At 61.7% G+C, this 23,967-nt stretch carries 21 protein-coding genes; 16 read left to right on the plus strand and 5 right to left on the minus strand.

Annotation, left to right across the window (positions count from 1 at the left end; translation table 11 throughout):
- From KLP42_RS03590 to KLP42_RS03635, 10 genes are all read left to right on the plus strand, one after another.
- On the plus strand, positions 1-190 hold a 190-nt coding region (locus tag KLP42_RS03590; RefSeq protein ID WP_215564837.1), incomplete at its 5' end, for a hypothetical protein.
- A gap of 119 nt (positions 191-309) precedes the next feature.
- The gene (locus tag KLP42_RS03595) at positions 310-810 is read left to right on the plus strand and encodes an RNA polymerase sigma factor (protein ID WP_215564838.1); all 501 of its coding nucleotides are present in this window, start codon (positions 310-312) and stop codon (positions 808-810) included.
- Between the two features lie 114 nt (positions 811-924).
- Entirely contained in the window at positions 925-1,941 is a 1,017-nt protein-coding gene (locus KLP42_RS03600) for a FecR family protein (RefSeq protein ID WP_215564839.1), read from the plus strand.
- A 252-nt stretch (positions 1,942-2,193) separates the two neighbouring features.
- The gene (locus tag KLP42_RS03605) at positions 2,194-4,737 is read left to right on the plus strand and encodes a TonB-dependent receptor (protein ID WP_252192753.1); all 2,544 of its coding nucleotides are present in this window, start codon (positions 2,194-2,196) and stop codon (positions 4,735-4,737) included.
- 69 nt (positions 4,738-4,806) lie between these two features.
- Positions 4,807-5,550: a M10 family metallopeptidase C-terminal domain-containing protein gene (locus tag KLP42_RS03610; RefSeq protein WP_215564840.1), complete on the plus strand. Its 744-nt coding sequence runs from the start codon at positions 4,807-4,809 to the stop codon at positions 5,548-5,550.
- A gap of 12 nt (positions 5,551-5,562) precedes the next feature.
- Positions 5,563-7,407 carry a type I secretion system permease/ATPase gene (locus KLP42_RS03615; RefSeq protein ID WP_215565403.1) on the plus strand — a complete coding sequence of 615 codons (1,845 nt, stop codon included), beginning with the start codon at positions 5,563-5,565 and terminating at the stop codon, positions 7,405-7,407.
- On the plus strand, positions 7,394-8,698 hold the full coding sequence (locus KLP42_RS03620) for an HlyD family type I secretion periplasmic adaptor subunit (protein WP_215564841.1): 1,305 nt from the start codon (positions 7,394-7,396) through the stop codon (positions 8,696-8,698). The genes KLP42_RS03615 and KLP42_RS03620 overlap by 14 nt, the downstream gene beginning before the upstream one ends.
- Positions 8,699-8,736: 38 nt before the next feature.
- On the plus strand, positions 8,737-9,351 hold the full coding sequence (locus KLP42_RS03625) for a biliverdin-producing heme oxygenase (RefSeq protein WP_215564842.1): 615 nt from the start codon (positions 8,737-8,739) through the stop codon (positions 9,349-9,351).
- Positions 9,352-9,509: 158 nt separating this feature from the next.
- Positions 9,510-10,034 carry an invasion associated locus B family protein gene (locus tag KLP42_RS03630; protein ID WP_215564843.1) on the plus strand — a complete coding sequence of 175 codons (525 nt, stop codon included), beginning with the start codon at positions 9,510-9,512 and terminating at the stop codon, positions 10,032-10,034.
- A 303-nt stretch (positions 10,035-10,337) separates the two neighbouring features.
- The gene (locus KLP42_RS03635) at positions 10,338-11,267 is read left to right on the plus strand and encodes a hypothetical protein (protein ID WP_215564844.1); all 930 of its coding nucleotides are present in this window, start codon (positions 10,338-10,340) and stop codon (positions 11,265-11,267) included.
- A 37-nt stretch (positions 11,268-11,304) separates the two neighbouring features.
- Here the strand turns inward: KLP42_RS03635 and KLP42_RS27235 are convergent, their stop codons facing one another.
- Together KLP42_RS27235 and prmB are read right to left on the minus strand one after the other, a co-directional pair.
- Positions 11,305-12,477 (minus strand): GGDEF domain-containing protein, encoded by a 1,173-nt coding sequence (locus tag KLP42_RS27235; RefSeq protein WP_215564845.1) that lies wholly within the window; start codon positions 12,475-12,477, stop codon positions 11,305-11,307.
- Between the two features lie 271 nt (positions 12,478-12,748).
- Entirely contained in the window at positions 12,749-13,672 is a 924-nt protein-coding gene (gene prmB, locus KLP42_RS03645; protein WP_353844801.1) for a 50S ribosomal protein L3 N(5)-glutamine methyltransferase, read from the minus strand.
- Positions 13,673-13,825: 153 nt separating this feature from the next.
- On the opposite strand from prmB, the gene KLP42_RS03650 reads away from it, so the two are divergent.
- On the plus strand, positions 13,826-14,626 hold the full coding sequence (locus tag KLP42_RS03650; protein ID WP_215564846.1) for a pseudouridine synthase: 801 nt from the start codon (positions 13,826-13,828) through the stop codon (positions 14,624-14,626).
- Between the two features lie 105 nt (positions 14,627-14,731).
- Positions 14,732-15,157, plus strand: a complete 426-nt coding sequence (locus KLP42_RS27380; protein ID WP_502941262.1) for a hypothetical protein — start codon at positions 14,732-14,734, stop codon at positions 15,155-15,157.
- On the opposite strand, the gene KLP42_RS03655 is transcribed toward KLP42_RS27380, so the two are convergent.
- The 3 genes from KLP42_RS03655 to KLP42_RS03665 all read right to left on the minus strand — a co-directional run bounded on the left by KLP42_RS03655 (position 15,081) and on the right by KLP42_RS03665 (position 17,746).
- On the minus strand, positions 15,081-15,854 hold the full coding sequence (locus KLP42_RS03655; protein ID WP_215564847.1) for a metallophosphoesterase: 774 nt from the start codon (positions 15,852-15,854) through the stop codon (positions 15,081-15,083). The genes KLP42_RS27380 and KLP42_RS03655 overlap by 77 nt on opposite strands.
- 315 nt (positions 15,855-16,169) lie before the next feature.
- Positions 16,170-16,964, minus strand: coding sequence for a DUF6030 family protein (locus tag KLP42_RS03660; protein ID WP_215564848.1), 795 nt, complete (start codon positions 16,962-16,964; stop codon positions 16,170-16,172).
- A 155-nt stretch (positions 16,965-17,119) separates the two neighbouring features.
- Positions 17,120-17,746 (minus strand): transglutaminase-like cysteine peptidase, encoded by a 627-nt coding sequence (locus KLP42_RS03665; RefSeq protein WP_215564849.1) that lies wholly within the window; start codon positions 17,744-17,746, stop codon positions 17,120-17,122.
- Positions 17,747-18,012: 266 nt separating this feature from the next.
- On the opposite strand from KLP42_RS03665, the gene KLP42_RS03670 reads away from it, so the two are divergent.
- The 4 genes from KLP42_RS03670 to KLP42_RS03685 all read left to right on the plus strand — a co-directional run bounded on the left by KLP42_RS03670 (position 18,013) and on the right by KLP42_RS03685 (position 23,957).
- The gene (locus tag KLP42_RS03670) at positions 18,013-19,491 is read left to right on the plus strand and encodes an O-antigen ligase family protein (protein ID WP_215564850.1); all 1,479 of its coding nucleotides are present in this window, start codon (positions 18,013-18,015) and stop codon (positions 19,489-19,491) included.
- 123 nt (positions 19,492-19,614) lie between these two features.
- Positions 19,615-20,811, plus strand: coding sequence for a polysaccharide biosynthesis/export family protein (locus KLP42_RS03675; RefSeq protein ID WP_252192754.1), 1,197 nt, complete (start codon positions 19,615-19,617; stop codon positions 20,809-20,811).
- A 128-nt stretch (positions 20,812-20,939) separates the two neighbouring features.
- The gene (locus tag KLP42_RS03680) at positions 20,940-21,650 is read left to right on the plus strand and encodes a hypothetical protein (RefSeq protein ID WP_215564851.1); all 711 of its coding nucleotides are present in this window, start codon (positions 20,940-20,942) and stop codon (positions 21,648-21,650) included.
- 111 nt (positions 21,651-21,761) lie between these two features.
- Positions 21,762-23,957, plus strand: coding sequence for a GNVR domain-containing protein (locus KLP42_RS03685; protein WP_252192788.1), 2,196 nt, complete (start codon positions 21,762-21,764; stop codon positions 23,955-23,957).
- The last annotated feature ends 10 nt before the right edge of the window (positions 23,958-23,967 follow it).

Below are 23,967 nucleotides of genomic sequence, written 5' to 3' on the forward strand. Positions count from 1 at the left end.
CTTCATCCATGACTTCAAGCATGGCATCAGCGCCATCTCCAACCATCCCGTTCCGCTCCTGTCGATGAAGGAGCATATCTCGCGGCCTTGGTCAGAAAAGCAAAGGTGGCCTGTTCGTCGCGCTCACGTTTTAGCTGTCTTCCCGATGCGTGCCGTGCCAGGTCGCGCGGAAATATTCCTTGACTTTTAGGGTCAAGTATTCTTTGGCTCATCGGTGTTTTCGGCGACATCCGGTGGGGGACCGGCGCTGTAATCGCCCCCATCTGACAATCCTTTTGAATTTCCAGTATTTCAGCGTCCGGTCACGGTATGGGCATCAAGGAAGACGATAGGCGCTATACGGCCTATCTCGCGCACCGCATCGATCTGATTAACTATGCAACGCCGATACTCGGGTCACGTGCCGATGCCGAGGACGTCGTTCAGGAAGCCTTTCTCAAATTCGTTCCCGAAGACGCGGACAATCCCGACAAGCTGAAGCCCTATCTGCTGCGCATCGTGCGCAATCTTGCACTCGATGTGCGCAAGCGGCGGCGATATGATCTGCGTCATTCACCCGATGACACGCCTTTCTGGGGCCTGCCGCAGGATCATGGAAGCCCGGAAGATCATGCGCTTTTCTGCGAGCAGATCCGTAGCGTGGAGGCGGTGCTGTCGCAGATGCCGGCGCGCACCCGCATTGCTCTCGAGATGCACCGCTTCGGCGGCTACAGGATGGAGGAGATCGCCACCCATCTGGATATCTCGGTTGCCAGCGTGCACAGGCTGATCAAGGCGGCGCTTGCGGAGTTCGCGGCGAAAATGAAGTGACCCCTGCCTGAAATGCCGGCAGTCGATGAAAAAAATCTTCGCCTTGATCGTCTCTTGAACAGGAACAGGTGCCGGGGCAATGCAGCATGACATACTGGAGCAGGCTTGAGCCTCATGACGGTTAACTCTGACGGAAAGATCGAGCTTCCCCCGCAGATCCTGGAGGAGGCGGCAGACTGGCTGCTGCAGCTTCAGGAGACGCCGCAGGATGATCGGCTCCGGGCCGATTTCGAGGCATGGCTGGCTGCGTCCGGCAGGAACCGGCTGGCCTGGCAGCGTACGCAACGGGCCTGGCAGGCCTTCGGCGGCACCGAGCCGCAATATCGCGAACATTGGGAGAATGGTCCCCGTTCCGGGGCAGGTGTCGCGTCCGCAACCAGGCCGATGCCGCGGCGCTCTGCCTGGCGTTCCCGGGGAATGCTGGCCGCCATCACCGGCGCCGCACTCTGTCTGTTCGCGGTCTTTCTGCCGAGCGTGCTCATCCTGTTGCGCGCCGACTACAGGACCGCGACGGCGGAGAGCCGCACCGTGACCCTGGCGGACGGCAGCACCGTGCAGCTTGCGGCCTCGAGCGCGATCGCAACGGATTTTTCCGGCAACCGCCGGCGGGTGGTGCTCCTGGAGGGGCAGGCCTTCTTCGATGTCGTGCCAGACCAGCAGCGGCCATTCGTCGTTGATGCGAACAGCGTGACGGTGCAGGTTCTCGGCACCGCCTTCGACGTCGAGATCAGCGACAGGCTGACCTCGGTCGCGCTGGAACACGGCAGCGTCAGGGCTTCTGTCGATTCTGCATCCGCCGCGCCGCCGGAGACGCTGGTTCCGGGCGAAATGCTGCTGGTCGACACCAGCACAGGGGCGATGCGCAAGCAGAGCATCGCGCTCGAAGACATCGGCAGCTGGCGCACCGGACGGCTTTATGTCGTAAACCAGACGATCGGTTCGGTGATAGAGCAGATCCAGCGCTACCATCCGGCCTGGATCACCATTCCCGACCCCGTGCTTGCCCGCCAGACCGTGACCGGCTTCTACGACCTGCGTGCACCCGACCGGGCGCTTGAGGCATTGGTTGAACCCTATGGCGGCAAGGTTCACACCGTATCGAACCTGGCCCGGATCATCGCCCGCTTCTGAGCGCGCGCTGCAATTTCACCCGTGATTTCAGTCACCTGGAAAAAAATCGCGAAAAGCGTGAAAAAAAATCGCGCGGCAATCGTCTCTTTGTTGAGTGGAAAATTCAAGTAATTTCCCAACTTCAAAGGCAGGAGAGACGAGAGAGTGATGGCGTGTCGTGTTCGCAGCAGACATCAACGGGGAGAGCGCAGGTCATGGAACTGCCGCGCGGCATTGCTGGCTACGACGACGCTGGCTGCCCTGTGTGGGGGAATGCCGGCTTCGGCACAGACGGCAGCGGCCACGGCGACCGCCCAGTCCGGACCGGGGGAAACGCGAGCGTTCAATATTCCGGCTCAGTCGCTGGCCAGCGCCATCAGCGCGTTCGGCCGCCAGTCGGGATTGCAGGTGACGCTGTCGTTGGCCACTGCGGGCAGCATCCAGACGAAAGCCGTGATCGGCAGCTTTTCGCCGGCGGAGGCACTGGCCCGGATGCTGGACGGCACCGGCATTGCCTATCGCCTGTCGGCAAACGGTACGGCGGCCCTGATCGGGGCGCAACAGCCGGCCGACGGTACGATGGTGGAAGATTCCGTCGTCCTGGATCAGGTGCTGGTCACCGGTAATATGGGGCGCAACGCACTGACGGGCGCAGGCTATCAGGGGACGCCGGACTGGGTCTATCAGGAGCCCGCAAGCGTCAGCGTGGTCTCGCGCGATGCCATCCGGAACGCGTCGGCACGCAATGCCCGCGATCTGCTGGCGAACACGGCAGGCGTGCTGGTGTCCGGCGACAGCAATCAGAACCAGGGTCTCAACGTCAACATTCGCGGTCTGCAGGACCAGAACCGTGTGGTCACGATGATTGACGGTGCGCGCCAGAACTTCCAGCGCGCCGGCCATGGCTCCTCGGGCCTGACCTATGTTGATCCGGCTTTGATCCGTTCCATCGAGGTCGAGAAAAGCAGCACCTCGGGCGCGGGCGGTGCGGGCGCGCTGGCCGGTTCCGTCAACTTCAGAACGATTGAGGCAGACGACCTGATCCGCGACGGCGAGCAGTCGGGTGCCGAGACCGATCTGACGATTGGGACCAATGAATATCATTTCTCGGGGTCCGGATCGGCGGCCGTGCGCCTGTCGGACAGTTTTGCCCTGGTCGGCGGCATCAGCCGAAAGAAACTGGGCGAATACGAGATCGGCAAGAACGGTTCCGTCGGGGGCGACTGGGAAGGCCTCGGCATGGACAAGCCGATCTTCACCGGATCGGGAACGACCTCGGGCCTCCTGAAGGCGCAGATGCAACCGACAGACGATACCACGCTCGACCTGAGCTGGCTGCATTATCGCTCGACCTTCAGCCAGGGAACAACCGACACAACCACGTCGGGCAGCCTGCGCGAAGATACCGAGGATGTCACCAACAACACCTTCGTTGCCGCATTCGGCTGGGATCCGGACAGCGAACTCATCGATCTGAAGGCGAGGCTCTGGCTGAACCGTGTCGAGAACGATGAATTCAGACCTAAGAGAACAGACGGCGTCGACGACGCCAATGTCAACTACGGTATGAAGACGTTCGGCGGCAGCATCGAGAACACCAGCCGGTTTGCACTCCCCTTCGGGGACCTGTCTCTGAACTATGGCATGGAGGCCTTCCGCGATCTCGGCAAAACCACCGTGACCGGAGCTGCCATCGCCGCTGATCCGAACCAGGCCCTGTGGTACAGCGGTTCGAACCCCTCCGGGCGGCGGGACATGATCAGCGGCTTTGCCAACGCCACGCTGGACCATGACGACTGGCTGACGCTCTCCGGCGGATTGCGATACGATTACTATCGTCTGTCGGGAACCTCCACGGTATTCAGCGAGCCTGTGCAGGTTTATAATCCGCCATCAAACTGCCTACGCTACTATTCCGATGGTATCCGATGCCGCGTATGGGGTAATCCGGCCTATTATTCCTATGAATATCCGACAGAGGATGTTCACGTCGCAGTCTCCGATTCCAAGCTGCTGCCAACCGCTACAATTGCGGTGAAGCCGTTCGACAGCGTCCAGATCTTCGGCAAATACACCGAGGGTTTCCGCCCGCCGACGATCATGGAGGCGCTCATTGGCGGCTCGCATGTGGGCTCATACGGTCCGGCCAATGCTCCCAATCCGGATCTTGGTGCCGAAACCGCCAACACCTACGAGCTGGGGGTCAACTTTTCGCAGGACAACGTATTTCAGGCCGGCGACAGCGTCCGGACGAAGGTCGTGGGCTTCTATCGCGAGGTCGATGACTACATCGCCCTCGGCACGGTCGATCTGGGTGCGGTTCAGTATGCCTCCTACGTCAATCTCGACGGCACGACCCGGATGCGCGGGATCGAACTGGAAGGCAATTACGATGCCGGGCGCTACTATCTCGGCGGTTCGTTCACCTACACGGACGCGGATTACGCCTCGCAGTACACCTATAACGGTACCTCATACAATACGGGGCAGTATGTCATCTTCGGGGTTCCGAAATACCGCTTCACGGCGGATGCAGGGGTTCGGTTCCTTGAGGAAACGCTGACGATTGGCGCCAGGGTTACGCATGTTGATGCGCAGAAGCAGGAGATCGGCACCATGCAGACCCTGCTCAGCGCCTATGCAACCGACAGCTACACGACCCTCGACATATACGGTTCCTACGCGATCAACGAAAACACGAAGCTGCGCTTCGCGGTGAACAATGTCACGGATGTCGCCTACCTGCCGGCGCTGGGGGCTGCGAGTTACCCCGCACCCGGCCGCACCGCGACGCTTTCACTGAACATCAGATTCTAGGAATTCCTTCCGCTTCGTCGGAAGGACGGCTCCATCATGGGGATGGACCAAGACACAAGGAGAAATGACATGGTTGCAAAGATTTACCAGTATGCCGGCGCCGAGGACATCAAGGCATATCTCACCGCGTGGACGGCTCTCGATCCCCTCTCCGGACACGGCGATTTTTACCCGGCGTCAACGCCGTTCTCGCAGTGGGCAGGCGGTGATGAAGGCGGCAGCCGACCGGTCGAAGCCGTTCTGCTGGAAGGATCGTTCACCTATCCGGCGAATGGCGGCTTTGTCGGTACGGTCAATACGCTTACCTTCGGCGAAGGCCTGTCGGGCGGCGGTAGCACCCCCTACAGCATCGACACCGTCGAACTTCTGATCGATCTCGGTGGAGCCACGCCGAACACCACCTTCAACTACGCCATCTATCAGCTGATGGGTACTGCGGGCACCGCATCCGCAGCAAGCCTCTACAGCTACCTGGGAATCGTCGGTACCGAACAGTATGGCACGACCGGCGACGACACCCAGTACAGCTTCGCAGGATCGGACACCTTCTTCGGGGATTCCGGTGAGGATACCTTTGTCTTCCTCAGCACGAGCAATGGGGCAGATACGATCACCGACTTCGTAATCGGCGACGACCTCATCGACTTCTCGTCGGTAACGGCCTTCACCTCCTTCACCGACGTCGCAAGCGCCGTTACCGCGAATGCCGCCGGTGATGCAGTCATTACGTGGTCCGGCGGCTCGGTTACTCTGACCGGTCATTCTGCTGCTACCTTCAGCATGGACTTCAGCTCCGCTGACATCCTTGTCTAAGTGGCACGCATGATGTTGTTGGATCTCCAACGGCAGACACCGTCGCAGCTTCATGCTGCGGCGGTGGTCTTGCCTCTCCGGCGAACCATGATCGGCATTGCCCTGATCAGCGGCGTGGTCAACGTGCTGGCGCTGACCAGTCCTCTGTTCATGTTGCAGGTCTATGACCGCGTGCTATCGAGCGGCAGCGTCCCGACGCTGCTCGGTCTTGCCGTGCTTGCGGCGGGGCTTTACGCCTTCCAGGCCCTTCTGGACATCATCCGCTCGCGCGTGCTGCTGCGGATCGGCGAGCGGTTCGACCTGCAGATGTCCGGACGGGTTCATGACGCCGTGGTGCGTCTTCCGCTCCTGACGCGGATGCAGGGTGACGGCCTGCAGCCGCTGCGTGATCTCGACAACGTGCGTGGCTTCCTGTCCGGTCAGGGGCCGACCGCCCTGTTCGACCTGCCCTGGATGCCGCTCTATCTCGGTCTCTGCTTTCTGTTCCATGTCTGGATCGGCATGACGGCGCTTGTCGGCGCCATCGTTCTGGTGTCGCTGACGGCGCTCACCAATGTGTTGTCGCAAAAGCCGATCCGCGACACCATCGCCACCAACATGGTGCGAAATGGCCTGATGGAAGCCGGCCGCCGGAATGCGGAAGTGGTGCAGGCCATGGGGCTCGGCCGCCGAATCGGCGCGCGCTGGAGCAAGGCCAATGCCGATTATCTTGCCGCCAACCGCAAGGCCGGCGATGTGGCCGGCGGCCTTGGCGGGATCTCCAGGGCGCTGCGCGTGATGCTGCAGTCGGCCATCCTCGGTGTCGGTGCCTGGCTGGTGATCGAGCAGGAAGCGTCGGGCGGTGTGATGATCGCCAGCTCGATCATGATGGGCCGGGCGCTGGCTCCCGTCGATCTGGCCATTGCCAGCTGGAAACCCTACCTGATGGCGCGCCAGAGCTGGGAGAGGCTGAGCGACCTGCTCGGAAAACTGCCGCCGGACGCATCTGTCACAGCCCTTCCGAAGCCGGAACGCGAACTGCGCGCCGAAGCCATCGCAATTGCGCCGCCGGGAGAGCGGAAGCCGACCGTGATGGGGCTGGACTTTGCCGTGCCGGCCGGCAGCGCGCTTGGCATCATCGGCGCATCCGGGTCCGGGAAATCGACGCTGTCGCGCGTTCTCGTCGGCGCATGGTCGCCGATTGCCGGCAAGGTGCGGCTTGACGGGGCGAGTTTCGAGCAATGGGATCGCGAAGCGCTGGGCCGGCACATCGGTTATCTGCCCCAGGGCGTCGAACTGTTCGACGGAACCATTGCCGAGAATATCTCCCGCTTCGATGACGATCCCGATCCGCAGGCGATCGTGGCGGCAGCAAGGGCCGCCGGCGCTCACGACCTCATCCTGCGCTTCGAAAAGGGCTACGACACGCCGATCGGCGAGGCGGGGTCAGCCCTGTCGGCCGGCCAGCGCCAGCGCATCGGTCTTGCCCGCGCGCTCTATCGCGATCCCTTCCTGGTGGTGCTGGACGAGCCGAATGCCAATCTGGATGCGGAAGGTGAAGCGGCCGTGGTGAGCGCCATCGCCGCGGTGCGCGAGCGCGGCGGGATCGCCGTCGTGGTCGCGCATCGGCCGAGTGCCATTGGTGTGGTCGATCTCGTGCTCGTGATGGAGAACGGGCGGCAGAAGGCATTCGGACCGCGCGACGAGGTGCTGTCAAAGGTCCTCAAGGCCGCTCCGGCGGCACCGCCGGCGGCGCGCAAGGGTTTTGCGGTGACGGGCCACGGCCTGACCCCGCTGCGGGTTGTCGCCGATCCTCTCCAACGGACAGAGCACGTCGAGACGGGCAATGATAAGGAGGAGCCGGATGTCAGGCGTTGAGGATGTGTCCCGTTCCATTCGCCGTCACTTGAGGATCGGGCTTGTCGCCAGCGTCACGCTGGTCGCAGGCATCGGCGGCTGGGCTGCGGCAACCAGCCTGTCCGGCGCAGTCGTTGCTTCCGGCCATTTCGTGGTGGACAGCTATGTCAAGAAGGTCCAGCACCCGAGCGGCGGCGTGGTCGGAGAGATCCGGGTGCGCGAAGGCGACAGGGTGGAGGCTGGTGCGGTCGTCATGCGCCTGGATGCCACCCAGACACGCGCCAGCCTTGCCATCGTCACCAAGCGGCTGGACGAGCTTGCCGCGCGCCTTGCGCGGCTGGAGGCCGAGCGTGACGATCTGGAGGTGATCGCCTTTCCCGATTGGCTGCTTGACCGGCGTGACAGCGCCGACCTCGCCTCGGCGATCCACAGCGAGACGCGACTGTTCGAGTTCCGCAAGCAGTCGCGGGAGGGCAGGAAGGCCCAGCTCGCCGAGCGCATTGCGCAATATGAACACGAGATCGAGGGGTTGAAGGCCCAGGAAATCGCCTATGCGGATGGCCTGAAGGTGCTGGAAGAAGAGATCGTTTCGCAGCAGGGCCTGCACGAGCAGGGGATCGTGTCCGTCCAGCGTCTCAACAGTCTGAAGACCCAGGCCGCCACCTATGGCGGCGAGCGCGGCGAGAAGATCGCCTACCAGGCCCAGGCCCGCGGCAAGATCACCGAAACAAGGCTGCAGATCCTCTCCGTCGACCAGGATCTGAAGACCGAAGTCGGGCGCGAGCTTCGCGAGGTGCAGGCCCAGTTCGGGGAATATGTCGAGCGGAAGGTGGCGGCCGAGGACGAGCTGAAGCGGATCGACATCATTGCCCCGCAGGCGGGCGTGGTGCATCAGCTCGCCGTCCACACGGTCGGAGGCGTCGTCAATCCCGCCGATCCCATCATGCTGATCGTGCCGGAGGGCGACGATCTGGCGCTTGAGGTGCAGATCGCGCCGAGGGATATCGACCAGATCCAGCCCGGCCAGCGCGCGGTGCTGCGCCTGTCGGCCTTCAACCAGCGCACGACGCCGGAACTGAACGGCCATGTCAGCCGCATTGCCGCCGACCTGACCACCGACGAGCGGACCGGAGCCTCCTACTATCTCGTCCGCCTGCAGGTTCCGCATGAGGAACTTGCGAAGCTGAAGGACCTGACGCTGGTGCCGGGCATGCCGGCCGAAGCCATGATCAGGACCGGCGATCGCACGGCGCTCTCCTATCTCGTCAAACCGCTCTCCGACCAGATCAACCGGGCATTCCGCGAGGAATGACCGCTCGTGACGCATTGAATGTTCAAGAAAGGACCGACATGACCCTCGCCGAACTGGCCGAACGGCCGCAGGAAAAGGAAGCCAGCCGCACCAGGCGCCTGAAGGCTGCAACCCGCGTCGCGCACGAGCGCATCGATCAGCGCATCATGGCGGCCGATCCTTTCGCGGATCGGGAACGCTACGGCCTGTTTCTGATGCTGCAATATGTCTTTCATCGCGATCTGGACTGCCTGTTCTTCGACGAGCGGCTCGACATGATGCTGCCGGATCTCGCCGGCCGGCGAAGGCTCCTCCTGATCGAACGGGATTTTGCCGATCTCGGTCTTGCCATGCCCCGGATCGATGCGCCGCCGATGCTGTCGGGCGACAGTGCCGTCGATATCGCCGAGGCGCTGGGCTGGCTCTATGTGGTGGAAGGCTCCAATCTCGGCGCCGCCTTCCTGCTGAAGGACGCAGGCCGGCTTGGCCTTGGCGAAACCTTCGGCGCGCGGCATCTCGCCGGCGCACCCGAAGGCCGCGGCCTGCACTGGCGCACGTTCACGGCAGCCCTGGATGCCATCCCCCTGACGGAAGATCAGGAGTGCCGGGCAATTGCCGGTGCGGAAGCGGCCTTCCGGCGCGTTCACCAGATCGCCGGCGAGCTGTTTGCATGATCGGCGGCCTGGCGCTGCCGGCGTGGCAATCCATCCTCCTGTCCGACTGTCGCCGCGAGGCCTGTGCCTCGTCCGACACGCCCCTGCTTGCCGGTTGACCTGCATCGCCCCGGCCAGCCAGGCGGAAACGAGATGCGGTAATACAGGAGGAAATGCCAATGTCGAAACTTGCGGTCTCGCCTTCATCTCTCTTGCTGTCAGGCACCGTGATGGTGCCGATGGTTCCCTCATCCGGCGGCGCGGTGGTTGGGGCAAAACCCTGCGCCGACTGGGAGATCACGCATGTCGGCCCCCGGGGCGTGCCGATGATGCAGTACAGGCACGAGGATCGCGCAAAGGCCCTGGCGGGCATTGTGATGGAACTCGGATGGATGTCGAGCGACCATATGGTCGGGCGGATCGTGCTTCCTGCCGGGCTGCGCCTGGCGGATGGCGCCCGCATTCAGATCGATGATGCCCCGGCGGGCGCCAGGATGCCCCTGCACGGTTTCGGGCGCCGGGATTGCATGGTCGATATCAGCTGGACCGGCGCGATGATCGCGGCACTCTACGCTGGCCAGGTCCTGAAGGTTCACGCACGGGTGGCTTCCAGCAAGAAACCCGTGGTCTTCATCGTGCCGCTGAACCGCTTTGGCGCGGTTGCGGATCAGCTGAAGGAACTGATGATCCAACGCAGTCAGTGAGGGCGCTTCGAGGGGGGACGGCCGGCGGTATCGCTGCGCGCCGGCCGTCCTTCGCCGGAGCAAAGGCCTTCGCCAGAGGGACGTCATCGCTCTCTGTGCCTGCCTGCGTGCGCGGCGTCCAGGTATGGTCGCCTGTCTTGCTGCGGTTCGGCAGGGAGTTCGGTCGGCCCTGCCGACTTGACAGGCCGTGCGGAAGCTGCAGACAGAGAGATGCCGGACGGGCCGTTCGGTCCCGGCGAGCCTGTTTGGCAAAAGAGGAAATCATCATGATCCAGGCAATGATTGCCGGGGAGGGATGCCGCTTTGGTCATCATAGACGAGCGTCTGTCGAAAGGTCTGGTCAGGGCGGAAGCGCGCACGCTCAAGCAAACCCTGCAGGAACATGGCCACGAGGTGTTCGTGACCCTGATGGAAGGGATTGCCCCCCGTTTCCGCACCGAAAGCCGTCTGCGCCCGGATGAACTGGCGGCGGTGGCAGAGGCCCTGCATCAGAAGGCCGGGCATGCCTACAGCTCGCTCTACGCGGATCTGGTGCTGACGCCGCCGACCCGGGGCCGGCCGAATTCGGGCGCCTATGACATGCTGCACTTCTGGATCCGCCCGATCCCGGTGCCCGGCGAGGCGCATCATCTCATGCGGCTTGCCGTGTTCACCTCGAACGGCAACCGCAAGAATGTCGAGATGTGCGCCCATGATACCGTCGTGGGTTTCTTCGAACATGCCGCCGAGCGGCTGCTGCAACGCTGCGGCACCCGGCGGGAAGCCATAAGGGCGATCGGTCAGCGTCTGGTCGATACGATCATTCTTCCCTCCCTCGCACTCGATTCCGATACCGGGGCCCTGATCGATACGGACATGCATATCCCATTCGCAGACGGACTTCTGATCGGACGCTTCATCGCGCGGACGGAAGAAAAGCTTCCCGGCGGCTATTTCCGCATTCTCAACCGCAAGGTGACCGAGGGCGGACTCTGCTCCGAGACGAAGGCCGATTTCGTCATCAAGACCTTCATCGGGCCGGACACGCTCAACGAGCGGCAGATCTGGACAGCCTACGAAGTCAATGGGTGGCTGGAGAGGCACAGAGACGCGGCGCAAACCATACGGCGGCACCTGTTTCACCCGGGCAGCCACCTCTGTGACAATGGCTATATGGCGCATGACGATTACGAGGCACTGAAGGCCGATTTCCAGCGCATGCGTGAAAGGGTTTTCGCGCCGCTTCAGGCCTGACCGCAGGCGGGCAGGCGCGTGTGCCGATCTCCGATCGTCAGACGGCCCTGTCCACCTGTCGCTCAGGCTGGGCGGATGCAAGGCGGACGCGGTTGCGGCCGGCGGCCTTGGCCAGATAGAGAGCCCGGTCGGCCCGGTCGATGCTTTCGTCAAGCGGGTCTTCGCCCGGCGCAACCGTGGCGATGCCGCAGCTGACGGTGATCGGGCGGCTGAGGCCAGCCTCCGTCCAGCGCCGCGCGGCGAACTGCAGCCTCAGATGTTCGGCAAGGTCCCTGGCCTCCGGCTCGGTGGCGCCGAGGACAAACAGAATGAATTCCTCGCCGCCGAAGCGGCCCACCCGCGCCTTGTCGCCCGCATGGCGGGACAATTCCTGCGCCACGGCCACGATCACCCGATCACCGACCAGATGGCCATGGGCATCATTGATGCTTTTGAAGCGATCGATGTCGCAGAGGATGATTGCACCGGACCGATGCTCGGCGCCCCGCAGGGAACTGACGGCGGCCTCGAAGCCGCGGCGGTTGAGAAGGCCGCTCAGCGGATCGTGCTCGGCCACCATCCTTTGCCGTTGCACGGCTGCCGCCGCCATGGCCGCCACGGCGGAGAAAGGGAACAGCAGACAGACGGTGATCGTCGTCACATGCACGGAGATGTTGTAGGCGGAATGCAGGAAATCGCCCATCTCGTTGCTGGTCGGATAGAGGAAGGTGAAGACGATGGCCCGCACCAGGCAGTCCAGCACCACCAGCAGACCGGAAAAGACAAGGCTCCTGTCGGCCGGCCGTTTCGCCTCTCTGGCAACCTTCGCGATCACCATGCCGATAAGCGTGGCGAAGACGATCTCGATCAAGAACAGGTCCCAGCGCAGGCGGGGCACCACCAGCACCAGCAGACCGTGAGGAAGCAGGAAGCCGAGCGCCACCAGGCATCGCGCCCGCTGCAGGAGCGGCTTGCCGAAATGCAGCAGGATCGCGCTGCCATAGCAGTAGGCGGCGCCGGTGTAGAGAATGCCGGAAACGAACTGGTCGAAGCTCGGCTCGATCGGAAAGCTCGACAGGGCAAAGCCGCAGCCGGTCTGCAGGAAGCCTGCGCTCCATTGCCAGGCGGAGGCCAGTCCGATGCGCCATAGCAGAAAGAAGCTGCACGCCATCAGCAGGAACATCGACGCGGGCAGATAGAAGATGATGTTCTGTGTGTCGATCGTGGACACGATCCCGACTCCATTCCGGGTTGGCAGCCCGATTAGCTGTCGGAATCGTCGGCATCACAACGGCCGGATGTGCTTATCCCCCGAACGTTTCGCCGCTCTGTTGCGCACCGGCAACGCGCGCGGCGTTCCATTTCGAGACGGGCCGGTCGCCGGGATTGGAGAAACGGCCGCCGCATCGCCCCGGCCGCCCCAGATTCCTCTCGGGCGGCAAGGCATGGCAGCCTCGTATCGGCCTTGCATCAATGCGTGGCGGCGGCCGTCGGGAACGGCATCAGGAGACCCCAAGAGCCTCTGCTGAGATCCAGAACACGGCGTCCTGCGATTCGGCGGTTTCCAGCCAGACGAAGTCCAGATGCGGGAATTCCTCCTCGAGGATTTCGCGGCCGGAGCCGATCTCGCAGATCATGCCGCCGCCCGGATTGAGATGGTCTGCAGCCTGCGCCAGGATCTGGCGGACGAGGTCGAGCCCGTCCTCTCCGCCGTCATGCGCCATGCGCGGTTCGGCCTGGAATTCGGGCGGATAGCCGTCGAGGGCGGCGTGATCCACATAGGGCGGATTGGTGATGATCAGATCGTAGCTTCGCCCGGCCAGCGGCGCAAAGAGATCGCCGGCATGCAGCGTCACCTGGTCGGCGACGTCATGTTCGGCAAGGTTGCGCTTTGCCACCTCAAGGGCATCGGCGGACAGATCGACGGCATCGACGCCGGCGTTCGGGAAGAACTTTGCCGCCAGAACCGCAAGACAAGCGGAGCCGGTGCAGATATCGACGACGCTTTCGACGGCCATCGGGTCCGGAAGCACGGCGGAACCGGTGCCGCCCAGATATTCGCTGAACAGGATTTCGCCGATATGCGAGCGCGGCACGATGACCCGCTCGTCCACATGGAAGCGCACGCCCTGGATATAGGAGCGCCCGGTCAGATAGGCGGAGGGCTTGCGGGTGGTTACCCGCGCCTCGATCCGTTCGGCGAGGAGCCTGCGTTCCGCGGCAAGCAGCCGCGCGTCGAGGAAGGGATCGAGCGCGTCGATCGGCAGGTCCAGCGAATCGAGCAGCAGAAAGGCAGCGTCGTCGCTGGCGGTGGTGGTGCCGTGCCCATAGCTGAGATCGGCCGCATTGAAGCGGGAGATCGCATAGCGCCAGTAATCGCGCAGGGTCACGAGTTCGCGGGTCACTTCGTCCTGGTTCAACGTCACTCTCACTTCCAAAGAGGCGCCGGCTCCCTTATTGCCGAAAGGCAGGTATGGGAAGGAAGCGGCCGCGCGGGTTTGTGCATCGGATGTCTTCTGGCTCTAGAATAGCAGAGGGCGGCAGGTCAACCGACGGACGGCCGCTCAGGGAATGGGACGATGAAGGACAGCCGCAAACGGCAGAAATCCAGCCCCGGCCGGCCGGCCGCTCCTGCCCAGGGCGGCAAGCGGGCCACCTTGCCGCGCGCGCTCTCCAAGCTCGGCTTCTGCTCGCGCAGCCAGGCTGAGGCGCTGGTTGCCGCCGGCCGCGTCACGGTCGATGGCCGGATCGTTCGGGATACGGAGCACTGGGTGGAACTCGGCCTCTCGCAGATCGCTGTGGACGGTCGCGCGGTGGAGGCGGAGCGTCATGTCTATCTGATGCTCAACAAGCCGCGCGGTCTGGTCACGACGCGACATGATCCCGAGGGGCGTCCGACGGTGTTTGCCTGCCTTGAGGGGCAGGATCACGCCCATCTGTCGCCGGTCGGCCGGCTGGACAAGGCAAGCGAGGGCCTGCTTCTGTTCACCAATGATACGGAGTTTGCCCAGGCACTGCTCGATCCGCAGACCCATGTGCCGAAGACCTATCACGTGCAGGTGGACCGGGTTCCGCAGGAGGCCGAACTAAGGGCGATGATTGATGGCCTGCAGCATGACGGTGAGCGGCTGACCGCCAGACGTGCCGATCTTCTTCGCAGTGGCGGCCGCACCGCCTGGCTGGAAATCGTTCTCGACGAAGGGCGCAACCGGCAGATCCGCCGCATGCTGGAGGCGATGGACATCGCCTGCCTGCGGCTGGTTCGGGTCGCGATCGGGCAGTTGACGCTGGGGGACCTGCCGAAGGGCGAGCTGCGGCCGCTGACCGAGGCCGAACTGCACGGCCTTCACCTGGCGACCGGCAGGCAGCAACACCGCTGAGCGGGCGCTGCAGCCTGCCCCGCTGCAACATTCTGTCCGGAACAGGAACGCTGCATCGTCTTTCCGGTTGCGCAGGTTGCACCCCTGGAATGGCTGGAGGAGAGCATGGCGGAACGGGCGCGCGGAAAGGCGGGCCCAAGGCTGGTGAGGCTGCTGGCAATCGTGCTTTCACTGATCGGCCTGGTGTTTGCGGCGGGCGGGCTGATCCGGGCGATCGACATGCAAACGGATGAAACACTGTGGAGCGACGTGCTTCCGGCCGGCGGCCAGGCAACGCCGATGACCTATGAGGCCAATGGCCGACAGTATCTCGTCATCATTGCGGGAGGCCATCACTTCATGGAAACGCCGATCGGCGATGCGCTGGCTGCCTATGCGCTGCCGCCGTCGCGAGGCGGCCGGAAAGACTGCGACAGGAGGGCGATGCGACACGCGCCCTCCAGAGATAGGCTGCCTAAAGCAGGGTCGCCTCATCCTGGTAGAGCTTCAGCACCGACAGGCGTCCCGTGGCATAGGCGCAGGTATCGATAGCGATGCGCCCCGGCTTGAATTCCGGTTCAGCGACGGGGGTGTGGCCATGGACGACCGTCAGCGGCAGTTCCGGCCCGCGCGACAGGAACGGTTCACGGATCCAGAGCAGATCTTCATCGGTCTGTTCCTCGAGGGAGATGCCCGGACGAATTCCGGCATGCGCGAAGACATAGCTGCCGAGCTTCAGGCTGGCGGGCATCTTCCGGATGAATTCCATGTGCGACAGGGGAATTGCATCGTCGAGCAACTGGCGCAGAGCGGCAAAATCGATACGGTCCCGGCGCTGGACCAGTTCGATATTGACGCCATAGGACATCAGCGTCTCGCGTCCTCCGAAATCCAGCCAGGTTGACGCGCTGCGGGGATCGGTCAGAAAGCGCAGAAACATTTCGTCGTGATTGCCGCACAGCGCCAGGCGCCGCAATCCCTGCGCGCTCTGGCGGCTGAGATGGTTGATAACGGCAGCCGAATCCGGTCCGCGATCGACATAGTCGCCCAGAAGGATCACGAGGCCCGGCACGCCGGTGCTTGCAATGTCATCGGCGATCCGGTTCTCGGCTTCGATGAGTTCGCGAATGCAGCCATGCACATCGCCGATGGCGTAAAGCGCGTAGGCCGGTGCCTGTTCGCCAAGATCCAGGCGCTGCCGCGACACCAGCGGTGACGGCGGAGCGCTCCTTCCGCGGAACCAGTCCATCAGCCTTCTAAATGACGTCAATCTGCACCTTTCGTTTTGGGCTGTCCGACGGGATCTGCCACCGCATTACCTGCCGGCATACCGCGCGCCGTGGCCGACCGTTTTCGGCACAGTCGGGTGCATGCGGGGCCAGGCTGTTGAACATTCGGACAATGATGCCTCTTTGATGACTTCTTATGACGCAGGCTGATCCTGAACACTTGGCTCCGGGTCGCGGCATGGTCAAGCCCCTAATATGCAGCGCCCTGTACACATTTCGGTATGTCAGTGGCAACGAACATCTGCGCCGCAAGGAAGGGCGCTTCGCGACACGGACTAAGGACTGGCGATGGCGTCTCCCTGAACCGATCGCAATTGACGTCCTGCCGCGATGACCGCCTGGGCCGAGGGCGCGATCGGGTAATGGTCGACGCGCCGATCGAGCGCAATCAGGTTGAAGCGTGTCGGATCCAGCAGTTCCCGCCGAAATGTGACGACATAGGGGCCAAGGACCATGTAAAAATCATTCCATCGGGCAATGTCGTGGCGCATCGTGTCCAGCAGGTCAGAAGGGATGGGGAAAGGGCGAATGCCGTCCCGCATCATGGCGATCCCCTTGTCAAGAACGGCCTGCCCGTCGGTCTTGCCCTTGCTGAGCTTCATGCGCCAGGAACTGATCTCGCTTTGTCCATTGCCGCGTACCTGGAGAAAGACAGAGGCGGCCTCCGTCGTGGATGCGGCAGACCAGAAGCCGAGGCACTGCCAGTTGCCGTCGGAATCGACGGTGAACTGCGGCGGTTCCTGCTCTTCCTCGGCCAGCATCTTGCATTGCAGCGCCGGATCGATGGCGGGTTTCAGATTTGCGACGATCTGCGGCACGGGCCTCCTGATGAACCATGGACTGCGCGAGCGGTGCGTGACGCGCTCGGTCTTGTGGATGTGTTCACCCGCGGGCTGCTGAATGTCGAGGCCGAGACGATGCCGCAGAAGTTTCCAGTTGCGGGCATCATTGGCAAACAGCACCGTGCCCACCGTGGCACCGGTTCCCAGCAGCAGCCAGACCGCCAGTGCCCAGCGACGTTTCGGGCGCGGCAACTTGCCCATGGCCTGTTGATCGCTCTGTGTCGTCATGCCGCCGCTGATTATTCGATGAACAGTATCGCAATAATCCTGAGGTGGATCAGTTTCAACAACCGGTCAAGTGGAAGCTGACATCCTGCGGTGCATTTGCCGCTGCTGCGACAGGCGCGGCTGCCGGACGGAGGGCTTTCTCCCTCCGTTCCTTCTCAACGCCCGGCCGATACTTCGTTCCAGAACATCGGATTTTCATCCGATTGAATTTTCAACCAGCGCAGGTCGGTGTCCTGCCAGTTCTTGATCTCGTCGTTGCGGTTGTCGAGGACAAGGTCTCCCTTGTCCGTGCTGACGACGAGGACGGCGTGTCCGTTGTTGTTCCGCGTCATGGCTACCGCCACCCGAAGCTTGTTCTCCGGCCATCCGAGTTTCGCCAGACGGCTTCGCTTGGTCAGCACGTAGTCCTCGCAGTCACCGTAGCGCACGTCGATATCCCAGGAATCGCGGCCGGGGGCATCGTTCATCGGGGTTATGGTGTTGTTGACCTCGACATTTACCCGTTTCAGTTCGCGCAGCAGGTTCGGCGTCAGCACCAGCGTGGAAGCGGAGTTGCGCGTTCTGCACTCGTCTCCATGCGCCACGCAGAAACTGACAAAGGCGAAGGGGGCAAGCGTCGGCTTGGCGGCCGCTATCCGCAGGATCTTCTTCGGGGCGGGTGCCGCCAGACCCGTCGGACCGATGGCGAAGGCCGGAGCACTGCCCGCCAGAATCAGGAGCGCGGCTGCGCATGCAATATGGACACGACTCATGATTTCGTCCCGTTCAAGTTGCCGGCGCATCGAATTCTCTGCGCCTTTCTGGGACGGTTTTAAGCTGGCAGCATGCGATGTTGCCTTAAGTGGAACACTTCAATTTGAGCTATGACCGCTTTTTTCGGCAAATCGGCAGGATGTGTCCCGATATGGTGAGAAACGCACAGTAACCGACGAAATATCATGTCCTGACGATCTGCACTCAGTTTGCACTTGAATATCCGAACGGACTAAGTCTTATTGCCGCAGTCTTCGGGACATGACCATCTTGCCGTGCAAAGGGCCGTAGTGCGTTGGTAGCGAAATCAGCGACATTTGTTTCGGGCAGCCAGAGATCCGGCAGTTCATCCGAACCGGAAGACGAAACGATTCTGCGACGTGTTCTTCGACAGGTTGCGACGGGCCTGCTTGTTCTTTCCGTCGTGGTGACGATGCTGACGCAAGGGGCGGTCTATCCGGTTTCCATCAGTCTGGCCTGCATCCTGATGGCCGCAAGCATGGCCTTGGCTTATCTGGCCATGGGGCTGCCCAGGGCGACGCGCAGTCTGTTTGTGGCGGTCCTGGCCTGCTGGCTGTTTGCCGTGCTGTGGAGTGTGGTGCAGACGCTGGATACGCCTTTCGGGCTTGCGGGACATTCTGCCTGGCGGGTCTTGCCCGAGTTCGGGATCAAAGCCACCGCCTCCATTTCCCCGATGCCCGGCGCGGTTCCGGATGCCATTCTGTCGATCAGCCTGCCTGCCATGGCGATCCTGACGGTGCTGATGCTGTTCCGGCGCGACTCCGTCATCGAACGGGCTCTCCGCGTGTTTGCCGTTGCCGGCGGCCTGATGGCGGTGTTTGCGCTGTTCCAGTATGTCGCGTTTCCCCGCTCTTTGATGTTCGGAGACAAGCAATATTACCTGGGCAATCTGACGGCCCCGTTTGTCAACCGCAATACTGCGGCGACGTTCTACGGCGTCACGCTGATTGCGCTGCTGTCTACCTACAAGGGCTTTCGATTCCAGCTGATCCCGGGGAGTCCCTTCCTTTACCGGCGTTCCGGCTGGACGCCGGCGCAGGCGATGCGCTGGGCTCTTCTGGTTTTTGCCGCGTTTGGCGCCGTGCTGGCGACAAGTTCGCGTGGCGGGGTTCTGGCGACGTTCATCGCCCTTTTTGCCATGTTCACTCTGGCGACATTCTTTCCTGCTACACCGCACACGGAAGCAGGCCTTGCGGCACGAACGACGGAAGACGGCAAGACGCGCGTTATCAGGATCATCGGCATCCTCCTGGCGCTCCTGATCGTCGCCGGCGTCTTTGCCGGTCGTGTGGTGCTGCGCGCGGAAGTTCAGGGGTCGGAGGATGGTCGGTTCTGTGTGTTGCCAGGCATTCTGGCGGCAATCCGCGACAATCTTGTGCTGGGGGCAGGGCCTGGCGCCTTCATCAACGTCTTTCCGGCCTACCGTGACGCTGCGTGCGGGGTGACTGGTGTCTGGGACATGGCGCACAACGTTTATTTGGATGGTATGCTCGGTTTGGGGCTTCCCTTCATCATGGTCGTGCTTGTTCTCTTTGCCACAGTAATGCAGTTGCTGCGCCGTGGACTTTTAAACCGGAAGAGCCGTAGATTTGTCGTTGTCGGTGGTATAGCGTCAATCATTCTTGTGGCGATTCATTCGGCTATCGATTTCTCGTTGCAAATACCCGGCTTTGCAACGTGGTGGGCTGTTTACCTTGGCATGATTGGATCCATTGGTGGCGGACGTTTGAGCTCCTCCGAAATGAAAAATTAACCATAATGTTGTTGTCTATTTGCTACACGTACATTCAGGATTCCTTGAAAAGTGTGCGGTGCGAAAGAAAATGCTGGAGCCGCGAGGCTATCCATAATTTAGTATGAGCAACCTCTCAATGATATGGCGGGACTGACGGGGATGAAGGCAAATCGTATTTTATCAATTGCTATGGCAAGTCTTCTGGCCGGATGTACAACGCTTCCGCGGTCCGGGCCGGATCAGCGGGCAGTGGATGCTGGAGCTTCAGTCAAGGTCGCTTCGCCTGAGCAGAAGGTCGGCATCGACTATGCCTTGGTCGATATTACGGAATCTGTTTTGCAGCATGTTGCCCAGGCTTCTTCCGGCAGTCTGAGCGGGGGCTTCGGTGGTGGCCGTGGCGGTGTGCCGGATATTCTGCTGGGTGTGGGTGACACGGTTCAGGTTGCAATCTTCGAGGCGCAGGCGGGCGGTCTGTTCATTCCGGCCGATGCAGGATCTCGCCCCGGCAATTATATTACGCTTCCCAATCAAACCGTTGATCGCCAAGGTAATATTACTGTTCCTTATGCGGGCACCATTCGTGCGGCGGGTCGTCGTGTGGATGATGTTCAGATCGAAATTGCCAGCCGCCTGGCAAATCGCGCCATCGAACCTCAGGTCGTTCTGACGGTCGTGGATAGCCGTTCGCGGGAAGCCGCAGTGCTCGGGGATGTAAACTCTCCGAAGAAAATAGATCTTAGCCCTGCGGGCGAGCGTGTCCTTGATGTGATTTCCGAGGCGGGGGGCCTGAGTGGGCCTGCTGCGGAAACGACCATCACGGTTCAGCGCGGCGGACGTCAGGCGACGGTTGCCTACAATCTGCTTGCGAGAAACTCTGCTGAAAATATCTATGTTCAGCCGGGAGATACCGTGATCGTGCGGCGTGAGCGCCGTACATTTCTTGCTTTCGGTGTGACGGGCCAAAGCGGGAGTATCGATTTCGAAGACTCCGATCTGATGCTGGGAGACGCGTTGGCAAAAGCCGGCGGGCTTCTGGATGACAAGGCAGAGCCAACGGCTGTGTTTCTGTACCGTGTCGTCAGCCGCGATTTCCTTTCGAGTATTGGTGTGGATACCAAGCGGTTCCGTTCGGAGCAGGTTCCCGTCATTTTCCGAGCCAATCTCCGGGATCCGGCAGGTTTCTTTGCTGTCCAGAAGTTCCCGATGCAGAACAAGGATGTGCTCTACGTCTCGACGTCTGATGCCGTTGAGCTGACGAAGTTCCTGACTATCCTGAATTCGGCGACGTCTTCGGTGAATAACGTCGTGAATACACGCGATAACCTGAGAAACAACTGATAGTGCTGGAGCTCGTGCCGGCATTAGGGTTAAGTGCCGATTGTTGGTGCGAGCGCCACGGAAATGCTTGAATTTCGCCGTTGTTTGCGTCCTATGGTCAACTGAAATTTAACAGGAGTTCGCTCGTCATGGGCCTTATAACTCGAAATGCTCAGATCATCGCGTCGAGCTTGACTCTGTTCATGGGTTTGCCGGCCCTTGCGCAGGATGCGACGCCTGCTGCGCCGAATACGGAGCAGGCAGCCAGTAATCCGGCGCCGGTTGTAACCGCTGCGACGCCGGAAGACCTCTCTGCTTTCCTCGGGAATCCGCAGAGCATTCTGGCGGTGGATGTGGCGGAATTACCGACCCGCGTTGCCTCACTCTTGTTGGCTGCCGTGTCTGCCGAGAAACTGACGGAAGCCCTGACCGCCTTACAGGCCGCTGCGCTGACAGCAAGCCCTGGCCAGGCGGCGGCGCTTGTCTCTGGTTCCAACCTGGCCGCTGCTACACTTGCGGCAGGCAACAATCAGGTGGCTGCTGCGCAGATTCAGGTCGCTGTCGCGTCGAGTGCGCAGCTTGCTGAGGCATCTCGGCGAAGCGCAACCGATACTCAGACAGCCGAAACTGGCGTCGTGGGTGGTGGCGCGGCAATCGGTACTGCCGGAGGGGATGCCGCAATTGGCACCGCTGGCGGCGATGCGGCCGGCGCTGGTGGGGCTGGCGGCGGCGGCACCGAGGGTGGCACGACAACAACCGCGAGTGGAACGGGTACGTTTGGGGGTGCGGGAGGCGGATCATCCAGTGGTTCGACTGATGATGGCGACACCACCGTGGTTAGCCCGACTACGAGCGGCTAACCTCTTTATTGCTATAGTTGGGATTTTCCAGTGAATCAACGTGTCGTCGTTTCGGATTCAAACGGTGTTGAGCCCGGTGAGGCCGCCTTACCTTCATTTGATGCCGAGCATCTGATTGCGATTGCACGGCGTCAGTGGCCCGTGTTGTTGATTTCTGTTGTCCTGGCGTTGGTTCTTGGCGTCGTCTACCTTGTGACTGCGGTGCCGATGTACACTGCGACAACACGTGTTCTGATCGACCGCGGTAACAGCGAGATCGTTCAGCAGCTTTCTACCATAGGCGGTGTGCTCGATGACGAGGCTTCGGTGCTCAGTCAGGTCGAGTTGTTGAAATCCGACAGTATCGGTCTTGCGACCGTCGATCGGCTGAAACTGCAAGATAACGCCCAGTTCATGGCATCTGACGGCTCACTTCTGGCGAGCGGTCTTGCAATTTTCCGCAGTTTTTTGTCGGATCTCGGTGCGGGTGTAGATAAGAGCAAGGCAACCTACGTTGATCCGGCAGAGGCGAAGCGTCGGGGGGCGCTGGCGAGGCTGAAGGGCGGCTTGGGCGTTCAACGCGTTGGACGCGCCTATGTGCTGGAAATTGCTTTTACGGCTGTCTCGCCTGGTTTGGCGGCGCAGATCGCAGACGGAATTGCGGAATCCTATCTGAATGACAAGTTGGATTCGAAATATCAGGCGACCAGACGCGCGGGGGAATGGCTTCAAGATCGGATTGAAGAGTTGCGACAGCAATCTCTTGAATCCGATCTTGCCGTGCAAAAATTTCGTGCTGCACATGGGCTGGTTTCCACAGGTCGAGGCCTCGTATCCGATCAACAGTTGACAGAGCTGAACAGCGCATTGATCGTCGCACGGGCAGACACGGCACGGGCACAGGCCCGTTATGATCGAATTCAGGAAATTATCGCAAGTGGTAAGACCGATGCCATCGTCACCGATGCGCTCGACAGTTCTGTCATCAATACCCTGCGGGAAAAATATCTGAACGCGTCCAAGCTGGAATCTGAAATCACCAGGCGCCTCGGTCCGGATCATATCCAGGCGGTGCGCCTGCGACAGGAAATGTCGGAATATAACCGCCTCATGTTCGATGAGCTGCGGCGTATCGCTGAAAGCTACCAGAGTGAGCTGGAGGTCGCGCGGTCCCGTGAGCGTAACATCACGGAGGGGGTCAAGAACGCAACAAAGGTAACTGTGGCGGCAAGCGAAACCCAGGTCCAGTTGCGAGAACTCGAGCGGTCTGCCGAAACCTACAAGAACCTCTACCAGACGTTTCTGCAGCGCTATCAGGAGGCCGTACAGCAACAGTCTTTCCCGGTTACCGAGGCCCGTATCATCACGCGGCCGGTGCCGCCCGGAGCACCGAGCAGCCCGCGACGTTCTCTCGTGCTCGTCGCATCCGTCCTGCTCGGTTTAATGGCCGGCGGTGGCGTCGCTGCATTCCGCGAATTCCGTGATCGCTTCTTCCGCACGGGTGATCAGGTTCGTGACATCCTGGGCCTCGAATATCTGGGAGCTACCCCCGCGATCGCCAAGAAGACTTACGACAATGCAGAGGCAACCACGCCGCATCGGGCGCATTACAGGACCACGATTTCCAATTTCGCGCTGACTTATCCGCTGTCGTCTTTCTCCGAAACTCTGCGCAGCTGTAAGATCGCGGTGGACGTCAATGTGCAGAAGCCGAACAAGGTCGTGGGCTTTGTTTCCTGCCTTCCGGGCGAGGGGAAATCGACAATTGCCGTCAACTTCGCTCAGGTGGCGGCAAAGAGCGGGCGCACACTGCTGATCGACTGCGACCTTCGCAATCCGGGCGCGACGCGCATGCTTGGTCAGCATGCGGATGTCGGCCTGCTGGAGGTGTTGACGGCGGGTTTGCCGTTCAAGTCGGCCCTGTTGAATGATCCGGAATCCGGTCTGGACTTCCTGCCGGTTGTCGTGAAGCGGAGGATCACCCATTCGTCGGAACTGCTGGCCTCGCCGCAGATGCAGCAGCTTCTGGCGCGGGCAACGGCCGAATATGACTATGTGATCCTTGACCTGCCGCCGCTGGCGCCGGTTGTGGATGCGCGCGCCATCGCCGGTCGAGTCGACGGTTTCATCATGGTCGTTGAATGGGGCGCGGTTGCCCGCAAGGTGGTGAGGCAGACGCTGACTGCGGAGCACCAGATCGCCGAGCGCACGATCGGTGTCGTTCTCAACAAGGTCGATGTGCAGAAGCTGAAGCTTTACCGCGAATACGGCTCCTCGGACTATTACAGCTCGCGTTACAGTTCCTATTACGTGGATCATGAAAGCTGATCCTGTCATA

Source organism: Rhizobium sp. CSW-27 (assembly GCF_018760785.1).
Lineage (GTDB): Bacteria > Pseudomonadota > Alphaproteobacteria > Rhizobiales > Rhizobiaceae > Neorhizobium.

Bases quoted from the DNA above. Each gene is read 5' to 3' on its own strand.
- KLP42_RS03595 (WP_215564838.1), top strand. From the start codon at position 310: ATGGGCATCAAGGAAGACGATAGGCGCTATACGGCCTATCTCGCGCAC.
- KLP42_RS03600 (WP_215564839.1), top strand. From the start codon at position 925: ATGACGGTTAACTCTGACGGAAAGATCGAGCTTCCCCCGCAGATCCTG.
- KLP42_RS03605 (WP_252192753.1), top strand. From the start codon at position 2,194: ATGCCGGCTTCGGCACAGACGGCAGCGGCCACGGCGACCGCCCAGTCC.
- KLP42_RS03610 (WP_215564840.1), top strand. From the start codon at position 4,807: ATGGTTGCAAAGATTTACCAGTATGCCGGCGCCGAGGACATCAAGGCA.
- KLP42_RS03615 (WP_215565403.1), top strand. From the start codon at position 5,563: ATGTTGTTGGATCTCCAACGGCAGACACCGTCGCAGCTTCATGCTGCG.
- KLP42_RS03620 (WP_215564841.1), top strand. From the start codon at position 7,394: ATGTCAGGCGTTGAGGATGTGTCCCGTTCCATTCGCCGTCACTTGAGG.
- KLP42_RS03625 (WP_215564842.1), top strand. From the start codon at position 8,737: ATGACCCTCGCCGAACTGGCCGAACGGCCGCAGGAAAAGGAAGCCAGC.
- KLP42_RS03630 (WP_215564843.1), top strand. From the start codon at position 9,510: ATGTCGAAACTTGCGGTCTCGCCTTCATCTCTCTTGCTGTCAGGCACC.
- KLP42_RS03650 (WP_215564846.1), top strand. From the start codon at position 13,826: ATGAAGGACAGCCGCAAACGGCAGAAATCCAGCCCCGGCCGGCCGGCC.
- KLP42_RS27380 (WP_502941262.1), top strand. From the start codon at position 14,732: ATGGCGGAACGGGCGCGCGGAAAGGCGGGCCCAAGGCTGGTGAGGCTG.
- KLP42_RS03655 (WP_215564847.1), bottom strand. From the start codon at position 15,854: ATGGACTGGTTCCGCGGAAGGAGCGCTCCGCCGTCACCGCTGGTGTCG.
- KLP42_RS03660 (WP_215564848.1), bottom strand. From the start codon at position 16,964: ATGACGACACAGAGCGATCAACAGGCCATGGGCAAGTTGCCGCGCCCG.
- KLP42_RS03665 (WP_215564849.1), bottom strand. From the start codon at position 17,746: ATGCGCCGGCAACTTGAACGGGACGAAATCATGAGTCGTGTCCATATT.
- KLP42_RS03675 (WP_252192754.1), top strand. From the start codon at position 19,615: ATGGCGGGACTGACGGGGATGAAGGCAAATCGTATTTTATCAATTGCT.
- KLP42_RS03680 (WP_215564851.1), top strand. From the start codon at position 20,940: ATGGGCCTTATAACTCGAAATGCTCAGATCATCGCGTCGAGCTTGACT.